This is a genomic window from Bradyrhizobium sp. I1.14.4 (assembly GCF_050435825.1).
In the GTDB taxonomy this organism is placed as follows: domain Bacteria; phylum Pseudomonadota; class Alphaproteobacteria; order Rhizobiales; family Xanthobacteraceae; genus Bradyrhizobium.
In genome coordinates, this window is sequence record NZ_JBNDLA010000012.1 from 84,829 (window position 1) to 97,375 (window position 12,547).

Annotated in this window: 10 protein-coding genes; 4 read left to right on the forward strand and 6 right to left on the reverse strand. The window is 64.7% G+C overall.

The annotated features are described in order from the left end of the window. Positions 1 to 281 precede the first annotated feature (281 nt). A complete protein-coding gene (locus ABIB78_RS23565; RefSeq protein ID WP_429028984.1) occupies positions 282 to 1,412 on the forward strand; it encodes a serine hydrolase in 1,131 nt (376 codons plus the stop codon). A gap of 130 nt (positions 1,413 to 1,542) precedes the next feature. Continuing rightward, a complete protein-coding gene (locus ABIB78_RS23570; protein ID WP_429028985.1) occupies positions 1,543 to 1,860 on the forward strand; it encodes a hypothetical protein in 318 nt (105 codons plus the stop codon). 22 nt (positions 1,861 to 1,882) lie between these two features. On the opposite strand, the gene glgA is transcribed toward ABIB78_RS23570, so the two are convergent. Both glgA and glgC read right to left on the reverse strand, forming a co-directional pair. After that, positions 1,883 to 3,337, reverse strand: coding sequence for a glycogen synthase GlgA (gene glgA, locus ABIB78_RS23575; protein WP_429028986.1), 1,455 nt, complete (start codon positions 3,335 to 3,337; stop codon positions 1,883 to 1,885). Further along, the gene (glgC, locus tag ABIB78_RS23580; RefSeq protein ID WP_429028987.1) at positions 3,334 to 4,596 is read right to left on the reverse strand and encodes a glucose-1-phosphate adenylyltransferase; all 1,263 of its coding nucleotides are present in this window, start codon (positions 4,594 to 4,596) and stop codon (positions 3,334 to 3,336) included. The genes glgA and glgC overlap by 4 nt, the downstream gene beginning before the upstream one ends. A 263-nt stretch (positions 4,597 to 4,859) precedes the next feature. On the opposite strand from glgC, the gene ABIB78_RS23585 reads away from it, so the two are divergent. Further along, entirely contained in the window at positions 4,860 to 6,092 is a 1,233-nt protein-coding gene (locus ABIB78_RS23585; protein ID WP_429028988.1) for a rhodanese-like domain-containing protein, read from the forward strand. Between the two features lie 119 nt (positions 6,093 to 6,211). On the opposite strand, the gene ABIB78_RS23590 is transcribed toward ABIB78_RS23585, so the two are convergent. From ABIB78_RS23590 to ABIB78_RS23600, 3 genes are all read right to left on the reverse strand, one after another. Beyond that, complete coding sequence (locus ABIB78_RS23590) at positions 6,212 to 7,279, reverse strand: hypothetical protein (protein WP_429028989.1); 1,068 nt, start codon at positions 7,277 to 7,279, stop codon at positions 6,212 to 6,214. A gap of 418 nt (positions 7,280 to 7,697) precedes the next feature. Further along, positions 7,698 to 8,960 (reverse strand): serine hydrolase domain-containing protein, encoded by a 1,263-nt coding sequence (locus tag ABIB78_RS23595; RefSeq protein WP_429028990.1) that lies wholly within the window; start codon positions 8,958 to 8,960, stop codon positions 7,698 to 7,700. Positions 8,961 to 9,101: 141 nt separating this feature from the next. Beyond that, complete coding sequence (locus ABIB78_RS23600; RefSeq protein WP_429028991.1) at positions 9,102 to 10,478, reverse strand: PLP-dependent aminotransferase family protein; 1,377 nt, start codon at positions 10,476 to 10,478, stop codon at positions 9,102 to 9,104. A gap of 81 nt (positions 10,479 to 10,559) precedes the next feature. On the opposite strand from ABIB78_RS23600, the gene ABIB78_RS23605 reads away from it, so the two are divergent. Continuing rightward, complete coding sequence (locus ABIB78_RS23605) at positions 10,560 to 10,988, forward strand: DUF983 domain-containing protein (protein WP_429028992.1); 429 nt, start codon at positions 10,560 to 10,562, stop codon at positions 10,986 to 10,988. 68 nt (positions 10,989 to 11,056) lie between these two features. Here ABIB78_RS23605 and ABIB78_RS23610 read toward each other — a convergent pair whose 3' ends face one another. Continuing rightward, on the reverse strand, positions 11,057 to 12,256 hold the full coding sequence (locus ABIB78_RS23610; RefSeq protein ID WP_429029095.1) for a multidrug effflux MFS transporter: 1,200 nt from the start codon (positions 12,254 to 12,256) through the stop codon (positions 11,057 to 11,059). Positions 12,257 to 12,547 lie beyond the last annotated feature (291 nt).

The window sequence follows — 12,547 nt, forward strand, 5'->3', positions numbered from 1 at the left end:
CACTCCCAACATTTTCAACGTCCCGCATTTTTTCAGATCCATTGCAGTTCCCGCGCCGTGGCTGGAGTAGGAGGGCGGTCACGATCGTGGTTTCCGGCAGTGATCGCCGGAACGGCGATCGGACCGCCCCGTCCCAGCCGGGACCGGTAACGGTGGAATGCGCGCAATCGTGAATTCGAAAGCGCAGGTTCCATCGCTAGGATCGCGATGTCGCCATCTCTTGATGGCTGAACATGTTTGCCTGCGGGTCAGATCGCAACATCGCTCCGATTTCGCTCTTTATGAAACAATGGCTCCCCGTCCGCATCGCGGCCGTCCTGCTCGCCGTCGCTGCTAGCGCGCTCGCGGCGGCGCGGGCGGATTCCGACATGGATGCGCAGATCAGGGATATCGTCACGACGGAACTCGCGCCGACCGCGACAGCGGCCGATCCGGGCGGCCTCGCCGCGGCGGTCTATGCCGGTGGTCAGACCGCCTTCTTCAATTACGGTTTCGCCGACTCTGCGGCCAAGCGGCCGATCACCTCGGACACGCTGTTCAACCTCGCCTCGCTGCGCAAGCTGTTCGAGGCGACGCTGGTCGCGCTCGGCACCGAGCGCGGCGAATTGCGGCTGGACGATCCCGTCGGCAAATATCTGCCCGAATTGCACGGCGACTACATCAGCCACGTCACCGTCGGCGAACTCGTCGACCATACATCCGGGCTGCTGCTGCCGACCGATCATCCGCCCTGGCCAAACGAGAGCTTCAGCCGGGGTCAGTTCATCGCGATGCTCAATGCATGGAGGCCACCGGCGGGAGAGCAACCGGGCAAGCAGCGCATCTACAGCCATGCCGGCTATGTTCTGCTGCAGCTGGTGCTGGAGCGGCGCTATCACATGCCGATCGCGACGTTGATCGAGAGCCGTATCCTCAGGCCGCTCGGCATGACGTCGACCGTCGTTCCGGACCGTGGCGAGGATAATCGCGCGACGATGACGCCGGAGATCGTGCAGCGTATGGTTCAGGGTTACTCCCACGACGGCACACCGATCGGTCCGCCCGGCGATCAGCAGAGCTATTACGACTTTCCGGGCACCGGCCAGATGTTCTCGTCGGCGCGTGACCTCGGCATACTGCTGGGCGCTTGTCTCGACGGCGCAGTGATCGATCCCGAATTGCGCGCGGCGTTGCAGATGACCATGCGCGAGAGTTTTCGTGTCGATACGACGTTCGGCCAGGCAATGGCGTGGGAGCATGTGCGGCTCGACGGGGTCACCGTCATCGACAAGCCCGGCGGGCTCAACAACGCTTCCGCCTATATCGGCCTGGTGCCTGCGCGCAGGTTCGGCATCGTGCTGCTCGCCAATCGCGGCGACTATCCGCACGAGATCGCGCGCTACAGGATTCTGCCCGCGCTCGCGCGACTTTAATCGCACGACGTGCCAATCCGATGACACGGTCTGCGCGGCCGGGCAGGGGATGCATGCAAAAATCGTCATGGTGAGGAACCATGAACGGCTGTATAAGCCGGTAGCTTCTTCTCCTGCTTGAAGAGGCGATATGACTGATTTGCACAATTCCGATTTGCACACTTGGCTTTCGCAGCAGCCGCACGGCTTGCGAACCTACCGAACCCTCCAGGAAAAACTCGAGACCTTGAGCAGGCATGTGCCCGAGCAACGGGCGATGTGCCGGCTGCTGAGCAGTCTGGTCGGCAATTACATCGAGGCCTTCGATGAGGAGCCGTTGCCCGTTGCGGTCGCCGACCGCGCCTTTGGCCGCCTGCTCGATCTCGTCGCGAGCCTTGATCTCAAGGGAAATCCCGACCGGCGGCTGGCCGACATCAACCGCATCGCGTCCTGCGATCTGTTGAACTGATCCCGCCCTGGTTGATGACGGCTTAGCGGCGCGTCGCGGCGAGCTCGCGATAGAGCGCGGCGTAGCGGCCGGCGCGATTGTGCCAGGAGACATCGGTGGCCATGCCGGCCTGCTGCAGCCGGCGCCAGGTCACCTTGTCGTTGAACAGCAGGTTTGCCTTGCGCAAGCCGTGGGCAACCGCATCCGAGGTGACGGGTGCAAACTTGATGCCGGTTGGTGTATCGCCGGTGATCGCGACTTCGTCGAAGTCGATCACGGTGTCGGCAAGGCCGCCGACATTGGCGACAACAGGGACCGCGCCGTAGCGTAGCGCGCATAGCTGGGTGAGGCCGCACGGCTCGAAGCGCGACGGCACCGCGAGCGCATCGGCGCCGGCCTGGATCAGATGCGCCAGCGCCTCGTCATAGCCGATCACGACTGCGATCTGTCCGGGAATGTCGCGCGCCAGCGCGGCGTAGCGATCCTGCAGATCGCGATCGCCGCTGCCGAGCAGCGCGAGCTGAATGCCTTCGCCGAGCAATGTCGGAATATTCTCGAGCAGGAGGTCGAGGCCCTTCTGCCATGACAGCCGGCTGATGACGCCGAGCAGCATCGCATCCGGCGCCGGATCAAGCCCGAAGCGCTGCTGCAGCGCCGCCTTGTTGGTCGCGCGCTCCGCCATTTGCCCGGCGCTGAAGCGCGCCGCGATGTCGGGATCGGTAGCCGGATTCCACACCGCGATGTCGATGCCGTTGAGGATGCCGCTCAGCACGTCGGCGCGTTCGCGCAACAGACCGCCGAACCCCATACCGCCGTCGTCGCTCTGGATCTCGCGCGCATAGGTCGGCGACACCGTGGTGATGCGGTCGGCGAATTGCAGGCCGGCCTTCAAGAGGCTGATGGTGCCGTAATATTCGACGCCGTGAAGCGAGTAGGCCTCGCCCGGCAGGCCGAACGCGGCCAGCATGTCCGGTGAGAACTGCCCCTGATAGGCAAGATTGTGCACGGTCATCACGGTGCCCGGCCGCGGTTGTCCGGCATAATGCAGATAGGCGGGCGCGAGGCCGGCCTGCCAGTCATGCGCATGCACGATGTCGGGGACGAATGAGGCGATTGCACCCCGGCCGATTTCCGCCGCCATCCGCGACAGCGCCGCAAAGCGGATACCGTTGTCGGGCCAGTCGCGTCCGTCGGAACCGACATAAGGATTGCCGGGGCGCGCATAGAGATGCGGCGCGTCGAGCGCATAAAGATCGAGGCCGTCATGGGTGCCGCCGAGCAAGTGGATCGGCCCGCCGTAGAATTCCGGCCAATGCAGCAGCGTCTCTGCCGAAGGCAGCGCCTTCAGCACGTCGGGATAGCCGGGCACCAGCGTCCGCGTCGTGACGCCGTGCTGCTTCAGCGCCGCCGGCAGCGCGCCGACGACGTCGGCGAGGCCGCCGGTCTTGACGATCGGGTAGACTTCCGAGGCGACCGCGAGGACGCGCAGATGCGTCATGTCCCGAGCCTGTCGATCATCGGCTGCGTGATCAGCGTGACGCCCTGCTCGGTGGTGCGGAAGCGCTTGCCGTCGAACTCCGGATCCTCGCCGACCACGAGCCCTTCCGGAATGCGGACGCCGCGATCGATCACGACGTTCCTGAGCCGGGCGCCGCGGCCGACATTCACATAGGGCATGATCACCGCATTCTCGATATTGGCGTAGGAATTGACGTGGACGCCGGTGAACAGCAGGGAGCGGCGCAGCGCCGCGCCCGAGATGATGCAGGCGCCCGAGACCAGCGAGGTCACCGCCTGGCCGCGCCGTCCGTCCTCGTCATGCACGAATTTGGCGGGCGGGGTGATCTCGGCGTAGGTCCAGATCGGCCACGCGCGATCATAGAGATCGAGCTCCGGCACGACATCGGTAAGATCGATGTTGGCGCTCCAGTAGGCGTCCACGGTGCCGACATCGCGCCAATAGGAGCGGGGATCGTCGCCGGAGCGGACGCAGGAATCGTTGAACTGGTGGGCCACGGCCCGGCCGTGCTTGACGATATGGGGAATGATGTCCTTGCCGAAATCGTGGTTGGAATTCGGGTCGGCGGCATCGCGGCGCAGTTCATCGAACAGGAATTGCGAATCGAACACGTAGATGCCCATGCTGGCGAGCGACTTGTCGGGCTTGCCGGGCATCGGCGGCGGATCGGCCGGCTTCTCCAGGAAGGACTGGATCAGGCCGTTATCATCGATATGCATGATGCCGAAGCCGCTGGATTCCGCGCGCGGCATTTCGAGGCAGCCGACCGTGACGTCGGCGCCGCTCTCGACGTGCTGCTTCAGCATCACCTCGTAGTCCATCTTGTAGATATGGTCGCCGGCGAGCACCAGAATGTACTTGGTGCCGTGCGCCTCGAGGATGTCGATGTTCTGGTACACCGCGTCGGCCGTGCCGAGATACCAGTTGGTCTCCGAGACGCGCTGGCTTGCGGGCAGGATATCAAAGCTCTCGTTTCGTTCCGGGCGGAAGAAGTTCCAGCCGCCTTGCAGATGCCGGATCAGGCTGTGCGCCTTGTACTGGGTCGCCACCGCGATTCGGCGGATGCCGGAGTTCACTGCATTGGAGAGCGCGAAATCGATGATGCGGGACTTGCCGCCGAAATAGACTGCGGGCTTGGCACGCCTGTCGGTGAGCTCTTGAAGTCTGCTGCCGCGTCCGCCAGCCAGCACGTAGGCGAGGGCGTGACGCGACAATGGTTCATTTCCGACGCTTCTCATGGTCATCCTCCCAGAACTTCCGGCCGCCAAGGCTTCAGGCGTGGCCCCGCTACCTTCTCTTGTCCGGAAGGCCTGATCGGGCGCCGGCGGGGCCGATTGGGAACGTAGCAAGTGCATCCCGGTTGAGCAAAGCGGGATGGCGGGTTTTCGTTCCTTGGATTTGGGTCCCGGGGAGCGGGGTTGCGACTTGGTTAAACCTATTGACGACGCGCGATTTCGGCCTAGAGCAGGCCTGCCCATTTTTCTGCCCAGGCCAGCATCTCATGACACTTGCTTCCGTCACACCCCAGAACATCCGCGCAACACTGCTGCTGCGCCGGGAGATCGCGCTGCTCGACGTCAGGCATGAGGCGGAATTCGCCACCGGCCATCCGCTGTTTGCCGCCAACATGGCGGCCGGCCGGATTGCGCTCGAGGCCGAGCTGCGCTTGCCGCGCAAGGCCGTGCCGATTGTTCTCTACGACAATGGCGAGGGACTGGTCGTTGCTGCGGCCGACCAATTGCAGGCGTTGGGCTACAGCAACATCGCTTCGCTCGCGGGCGGCCTGCAGGGCTGGAAGGCGGCCGGTTACGAGATGTTCGAGGACGTCAATTCCTACGCCAAGGCGTTCGGCGAGCTGGTCGAGTCGCGCAGGCACACCCCATCGCTGAGCGCCGACGAGGTCGCTGCGCTGATATCCGACAAGGCCAACATCGCGATCCTCGATGTCCGCCGCTTCGACGAATATGCCACCATGAACATCCCGGGCTCGGTCAGCGTGCCCGGCGCGGAGCTGGTGCTGCGCGCGGGGAGCGCGGCGCCCGATCCCGACACCATCATCATCGTCAACTGCGCCGGCCGCACCCGATCGATCATAGGCACGCAATCGCTGATCAATGCCGGGCTGCCCAACAAGGTGCGGGCGCTGCGCAACGGCACGATCGGCTGGACGCTCGCGAAACACGATCTCGAACACGGCGCCGGCAAGCGCGGCAACGTCGGGCCATTCGCGGGCGCCGGGGACAACGCGCGCGACGTCGCCTATCGCGCCGGCGTTCGTCACATCGGCGCGGGCGAACTCGCCGCGCTGGACGGTGACGCGCACCGCACGCTCTATCGCTTCGATGTACGCGATGCCGAGGAGTATACGGCTGGTCATCCTGCGGGCTTCCGGCATTATGCCGGCGGCCAGCTGGTCCAGGAAATCGATATGGCCGCCCCCGTGCGCGGCGCGCGCATCGTGCTGAGCGACGACAGGAGCATCCGCGCCGACATGACGGCGTCCTGGCTCGCGCAAATGGGCTGGGAGGTCTATGTGCTCGAAGGCGGCTATGACGGCCCGCTGGAGGTCGGACCGCCACGGGTCGTGCCGAGGCCCGATCCCGCGCATCGTTACCGCCGCCCCTATGAAGGCACCGGCGTCGCGGAGCAGGCGATGCAGGCCTATCTCGATTGGGAGTACGGCCTCGTCGATCAGCTCCGCCGCGACGGCACGCATGGGTTCTACGTGATCTAGGGCAGTCGAGCAGCGAACTGCGCTTTACCTCTCCCCGTAAGAACGGGGAGAGGGAGCGCAGCGCCGTCGCAGCCGAACCACATTCCATCACTCGAAACAAGGTCACCCTGCTCCAGGTCTCACTTCGGCAGCGCGATCGGCGTCAGCTTGAACGGACCGGGGTCCTTGCCCTTGTTGTCGCCGATCACATACGACAGCTTGCCTTCGGCAACCCAGCCGACATCGCCGACCTGTGTTACCGAGACCGGCTCGGCCAGCCCATCCTTGATGGTGTCGATCGTGGCCTCGTTGCCCTTCACCGTGACCTTGTCGAGCTTGCCGTTGCCCTCGATCAGCAGGAAGCCGCCGCCATGGGCGCGCAGCGCGTCGGCGTGATCGAGCGGCCGCGACGGCTTCAGCTCGGTCACGGCGCCGGCCTTGCCGTCCTTCATCTCGATCTTGAACAGCTTGGCTGGAATGAAGGTCGTGACATAGAGGTTGCCGTCGGCGCCGATTGCGATGCCGTCGAGCCCGACCCCGTCCTTGGCCGGCGCGAGCTGCGGATCGGTCGCGAAGGTCGCGAGCGCCGTGCCGCCGGGCTTCAGGCTGTAGACGAACGGCGCGAAGGAATCGCTGACATAGGCGGTGCCGTCGGCGCCGACCACGATGTCGTTGCAGAACGACTTCGGATCGCTCAAGGCGAAGCTGCCCTTCGGCGCGCCGCTCTTGAGATCGAAGGTCTTCAGCCAGGCGCCCTTGGCGTCGCTCGGACCCGCGACGCCCATCGCGCTGATGTCGTTGGAGCAGACATAGAGCGTTCCGCTCTTCTCGTCGGCGAGCACGCCCAGCGTCGAGCGGCTGTCGGCGGCACCCGGCTTAACCAGTTGTTCGGCCTTGCCGCCGGAGATCTTGGTCACGCCGCCATGGTTGAAGCTGCCGACGTAAAGCGTCCCGTCGGAGGTCGAGGTCACGCTCTCCGGGAAACTCTTGTCGGGAACCCCGACCGGAGTCGTTTCGGCGCGCGCTACGCCGGCCGTGCCGAGCGCGAGGATGACGGCCGCGGCGCTCGCTAGATTCCTATTTTGACGCGTTTTCTTCACGCGAACCGGCATCCACTTCGCTCGAAAACGCTCCGCCGATGCGCGGCGGATCTTGTGCAGTTCTCCCGTTGCGCGCGGACGTCCCGCGTCGCCGTTGTTTTTTATCATGATCGCGTTTCCTCAATGAACCTGGTTGGACCAGGCAGGAATTGTGAGGCGATCGTCTCCGGTCGATGGTTGTTGTCTGCAGGGTTCCCGACCGGATTGTTCGCCCGCCTGCCTTGTCGTCTCGATATATACGATAGTATATAGCGTAAGGAAAGCTGCAGAGAGGGAAGCAGCGGAGCGGGAGGCTGCGACGGCCGGAGAGCGCGTCATGGAGCGGGAACTGGCGTCACGCTACCAATGCGTGTGCTGCGGTGACGTCATCGATGGGGTAGCCGACGAATCGGATTAGAACCACGGATCGGCCTGTTTACGGATGAGTGTGCGTTCGTCTGCAACGAATGCACCGCGAGCCTGATCGCGGCCGCAGCACGGCGCAGGCAGGAGACGGTTCGGCGCAAATAGATGAGTGTGACGAAACTCAGTCGGGGCTGAATGCGTCGTACACCAGTTTCCTGAACGCCGGCGTGATGCGCTGGCGTTCGTTCTGGGTCTGCTCGAGCATGATGTAGATCATGTCGAGCTTCGGATCGACGCCGAAATAGGTGCCGCTGCCGCTGTCCCATTTCAATTCGCCGATCGAGCCGGGCGGCGGCGGCTTGGCGATGCCGGGATCGGTCCGCACCGCGATGCCGTAGCCGTAGCCGAAACCGTCGCCGGGAAAGTACCAGTAGTCGCGGCCGACGCCGGAGCCCGGTCCGATATGGTCCGATGTCATGGTCTTGAAGGCTAAGGGGCTCAGATAGCGCTTGCCGTCAAGCTCGCCGCCATTGAGCAGCATCTGCGCGAAGCGCGCATAATCGAGGATGGTCGACACCAGACCGCCGCCGCCGGATTCCCACTCCGGATGCGCGCGCCGGTCGTTCTCCCCCGCGATCAGGATCGTGTCCGACGGCAGCGGCTCGGCCAGCCGCGTCCGTTCGGTTTCCGCATCGAGCACGTATCGGGTGTCGTTCATCTTCATCGGATCGAAGATGCGCTCCTTCTCGAACTGATAGAGCGTCTTGCCGGAGACGATCTCGATCACCCGGCCGAGCACGTCAGTGGAATGACCGTAGCGCCACATCGTGCCCGGCTGCCGCGACAGCGGTAGCTTGGCCAGCCGCGCGACGAATTCCTTGTTGTCGAACTTGCCGTCGAACAGATGCCCTGCGCGGTAGAGCTTCTGGATCCAGTCGGCGCCGATATATTCGTAGGTGATGCCCGAGGTATGCCGCATCAAGTCCTCGATGGTGACCGGGCGGATCGGCGGCACCAGTTCGAGCTTGCCGAGATCGTTGCCGCCATCCGGCTCGATGCCGACCTTCACGTCGGCGAACGCCGGAATGTATTTCGACAGCGGGTCCTGCGGCGACAATTTGCCTTCGTCGACCAGCATCATCGCGGCGGTGTTGGTGATCGGCTTGGTCATCGAATGCAGCGCGAACATGGTGTCCGGCCGCATCGGCGACTTGGTCGTGACGTCGCGATAGCCGAAGGTCTTCAGATAGACCGGCTTGCCGTGCTGCTGGATCAGGATGGCGGCGCCTGGAATTTTTCCTGTCGCAACCTCGTTGTCGAAGAACGCGGTGATGCGTTCGAGCTTGTCCGGCGACGGGGCAGGGGCATCGGTCGCGCGCGCCGCACTTGATGTGACAAATGCAAGACACAAGATCGCGGTCACTGCCTCACGAAGCGTCCGCATGGCAATGTGGAATGCTCGATCGTATCCGCATGACATTGAAAGCCGCCCCTGCCTGATGCCCTGGACGCCGCAGTTTTAGCGTAGGCGCCCCCGCACCATAATCATTTTCGAACGAGTTTATTCCCTAACGATGGTCGAAATTTATACAATTTGCGTGGCGCCGACCGGCGTGCGCACGGCGTTCGACAGCACCTGCAGCGCCTGGCTCAGTTCGGCACGATTGCGCGCGGCGCCGAGCGAGACGCGCAATCCGCGCGGCGCGGCATCGCCTGCCGCAAAGGCGTCTTCGCCGACCACGGCGAGGCCGTTGCGCATCAGATGCGTCAGCAGGTCGGTGCCGTCGAAATGTTTTGGCAGCGGCATCCAGAGATGGTGGCTCGCCGGCCGCGCCGCATAGGTGACGCCCTTAAGGAAGCGGGCCGCGAGCTGTTGGCGCGCGGCGGCCTCGTTGCGGATGGCGCGGATGATGTCGGCGGCGACGCCGGAGCGCAGCCATTGCGTGACCAGCGCGACCATCAGCGATGGCGGCATCTGCATGGTGGCCTGCATGCCGGCGCGCATCCGCTGCTCGGCGGCCGCATCGGGCGCCAGCAGATAGGCGACGCGCAAGGCCGGCGCGATGCATTTGGCGATACTCGCGGCAAGGTAGGTGCGTTCGGGAATCAGTGTGGCGATCGGCGCCACCTGCGGTTCGAGCGGGCCGTAGACGTCGTCCTCGATCAGGACGCAGCCGCGCTTCCGGATGATGTCGGCGATCGCCTTGCGACGCGTTGCGCTCATCGTCGCCGTGGTCGGATTCTGCTGCGTCGGCACCAGATAGACGGCCTTCGGCTTGTGCTTGCGGCAGGCGTCGTCGAGCGCGTCGGGACGGGCGCCCTCGGCGTCCATGGCAATGCCGACGAGGCGGACATCGAGCCGCGCGGCCGCGGCCTTGATGCCGGGAAACGTCAACGCCTCCGTCAGGACGACATCCCCGGGCGAGGTCAGCGCCAGCAGGGCGTTGAAGATGATCGCCTGCGACCCCGGATAGATCACGATCCGGTCGGCCGATGCGTTCGGCACGCGCGGCCGTAGCCACGTGGCGCCGGCGTCGCGCTCCTCGGTGGTGCCGCCGGGACGCGTATAGCCGAGATAGGCTGAAAACCCGGCTTCGGAGCGGATGGTGGCAAATCCCTGCGCGATGCGCAGGTCGAGATTGGCCTCGACCGGCTGCGGCGGCAGGTTCATCGACAGGTCGATGTTGACGGGGGCGGGCAGGTCGGACGCCGCGCGCGCGGTGGTCTCCGAGACGAAGGTGCCCTGGCCGACGCGGGCGTCGAGCAATCCGCGCCGCCGCGCCTCGCCATAGGCGCGGGTCACCGTGGTGAGATCGATGTCGAGCGCCGACGCCAGCGCGCGATGGGTCGGCAGGCGCTGGCCGCGAACCAGCCGGCCGCTCGCAATGTCGGCGGCAAGCGCATCGACGATGCGCAGGAATAGCGGGCCGTGCCATTCCGAAACCGTAGGGATCCAATCCATGCAATCCGACGCTTTGTCTTTGATTGTATGCTATCGAATGCATATTGTATGGATCATCAGATCAGGTCAAGGATAACGACGATGACCGAGACGGTTTCCCTGCCAAAGGCGATGTGGCGCGGCTTTACGATGAAGTGCCCGAACTGCGGGCGTGGCCATTTGTTCGGCCGCTTCCTCAAGGTCGCGGATCACTGCGAGGCATGCGGCGAGGACTTCACCCCGCAGCGCGCGGACGATTTCCCGGCCTATCTCGTGATCGTCGTGGTGGGCCACGTCGTGGTGCCGGCGCTGCTCTGGATGGAAATGACCTACGCGCCGCCGGCCTGGCTGCAACTGGCAATCTGGCTACCGGTGACGATGTTCGGCGCGCTCGGGTTGTTGCAGCCGACCAAGGGCGCGATCGTCGGCCTGCAGTGGCAGCTTGGGATGGAGGGATTCGCGACGACGCGGCGGCGCGTGGCTCCAGCGCGCACGCGGAGCAGTGTCGGAAATGTAGGGCGGATTAGCTAAGCGTAATCCGCCGTTCTGCTCGCAATAAAGATGGTGGGTTACACCTTCGGCTAACCCACCCTACAAAATCAAATCGGATGATGATGCGGTCGGAACATCCGGCCCTTTTCCGTCACCAGCACGACGGCGAGCGCGGCCAGCGTGCAGAGGAAGAAGCCGGTCGCGAACGGCAGCAGCGTGCCGTCGTAGTCCTGGCCGATCGTGGTGCCGACGCCGATTCCGAGCAGCGTGGTGATGGTGCCGTAGAGCGATGAGGCGGTGCCGGCGATCTTGCCCTGCGGCTCCATCGCGAGCGCGGTGAAGTTCGCCATCATTAGCCCGAACGCGAACATCATCAGGCCCGCCAGCGCCATGAACAGCGGCAGCGACAGCGTGTCGGTCTTCACGGCGACGAACAGCGCCGCGGCGACGACGGCAAAGCCGGTCAGCGCGGCGTGGGAAATCACCCGCATGCCGATGCGGCCGACGATGCGCGAATTGAGGAAGCCGGCGATCGCGACGCCGACCGCGCACGCCGCGAAGGCGACCGGGAAGTAATGTCCGAGCTTGAAGATCTCGGTGAAGATCTGCTGCGACGAGAACACGAAGGCAAACAGCGAGCCCTGCACGCCGCCGGCGGCGAGGGCGTAGCCGAGCGTCTGGCGGTTGGTGACGGTCTGGCGGAACGCGGAGAGCACCTGGCGGATCGCGAGCGACTTGCGCAGTTCCAGCGGCAGCGTCTCCGGCATCCGCATCGCGCTCCAGGCCAGCGCGATCACGCCGTAGATCATGAGCAGCACGAAGATGCCGTGCCAATTTGTCAGCAGCATCACGGCCTGGCCGAATGACGGCGCGATCACGGGGACCGCGATGAACACCATCATCGCCAGCGACATCACGCTCGCCATGCGGCGGCCGGCGTAACAATCGCGCACGATCGAGGTGGCGATCACGCGGGTTGCCGCGGTGCCGAGCCCTTGCAGTGCACGCGCCAGCAAGAGCGTCTCGAACGAGGGCGCCATGATCGCGAGCAGGCCGGCGATGGTGTAGACGGCCATGCCGCCGAGCAGCACCGGGCGGCGGCCGAAACGGTCCGACAGCGGGCCCATCACGAACTGGCCGACGCCGAAGCCGACCAGGAAGATTGACAGCACCATCTGCGGACGGTTGGCGTCGGCGATCTGGAACGCGGAACGGATGTTCGGCAGCGCCGGCAGCATCATGTCCATCGCCAGCGGGTTGAGCGCCATGATGGAGGCGATGATGATGACGAATTCGGGGAAGCCCATCGGGCGGTGGCGTGAGGAAACCCAGGCATCGGCATTGATGTCAGACACTTAAGACCTCTTGGAGACTGCCAGCATAGCGGCCTTGTTGCATTGCACAATCGGCATTTTGGGATGGGAGACCGTCAGCGGAGGGTGAGGTAGCCGGGTCATGGAACCGGCCGCGCGGCCGTCGGCTGGTGCTATATCGTTGCTTCTGCAACTATTTTGCTCGTCCCGTGCCGGAAGCTCTGCTATCCCGATACCAGTATCCGTGCAGGGTACGTGCATCGCGGCCGATCACGCCCGCACGGC

What these genes read in the sequence shown, in the direction of transcription:
- ABIB78_RS23610 (WP_429029095.1), bottom strand. Translation starts at nt 12,256, where the DNA reads ATGGGCTTCCCCGAATTCGTCATCATCATCGCCTCCATCATGGCGCTC.
- ABIB78_RS23585 (WP_429028988.1), top strand. Translation starts at nt 4,860, where the DNA reads ATGACACTTGCTTCCGTCACACCCCAGAACATCCGCGCAACACTGCTG.
- ABIB78_RS23595 (WP_429028990.1), bottom strand. Translation starts at nt 8,960, where the DNA reads ATGCGGACGCTTCGTGAGGCAGTGACCGCGATCTTGTGTCTTGCATTT.
- ABIB78_RS23570 (WP_429028985.1), top strand. Translation starts at nt 1,543, where the DNA reads ATGACTGATTTGCACAATTCCGATTTGCACACTTGGCTTTCGCAGCAG.
- glgA (WP_429028986.1), bottom strand. Translation starts at nt 3,337, where the DNA reads ATGACGCATCTGCGCGTCCTCGCGGTCGCCTCGGAAGTCTACCCGATC.
- ABIB78_RS23565 (WP_429028984.1), top strand. Translation starts at nt 282, where the DNA reads ATGAAACAATGGCTCCCCGTCCGCATCGCGGCCGTCCTGCTCGCCGTC.
- glgC (WP_429028987.1), bottom strand. Translation starts at nt 4,596, where the DNA reads ATGAGAAGCGTCGGAAATGAACCATTGTCGCGTCACGCCCTCGCCTAC.
- ABIB78_RS23590 (WP_429028989.1), bottom strand. Translation starts at nt 7,279, where the DNA reads ATGATAAAAAACAACGGCGACGCGGGACGTCCGCGCGCAACGGGAGAA.
- ABIB78_RS23600 (WP_429028991.1), bottom strand. Translation starts at nt 10,478, where the DNA reads ATGGATTGGATCCCTACGGTTTCGGAATGGCACGGCCCGCTATTCCTG.
- ABIB78_RS23605 (WP_429028992.1), top strand. Translation starts at nt 10,560, where the DNA reads ATGACCGAGACGGTTTCCCTGCCAAAGGCGATGTGGCGCGGCTTTACG.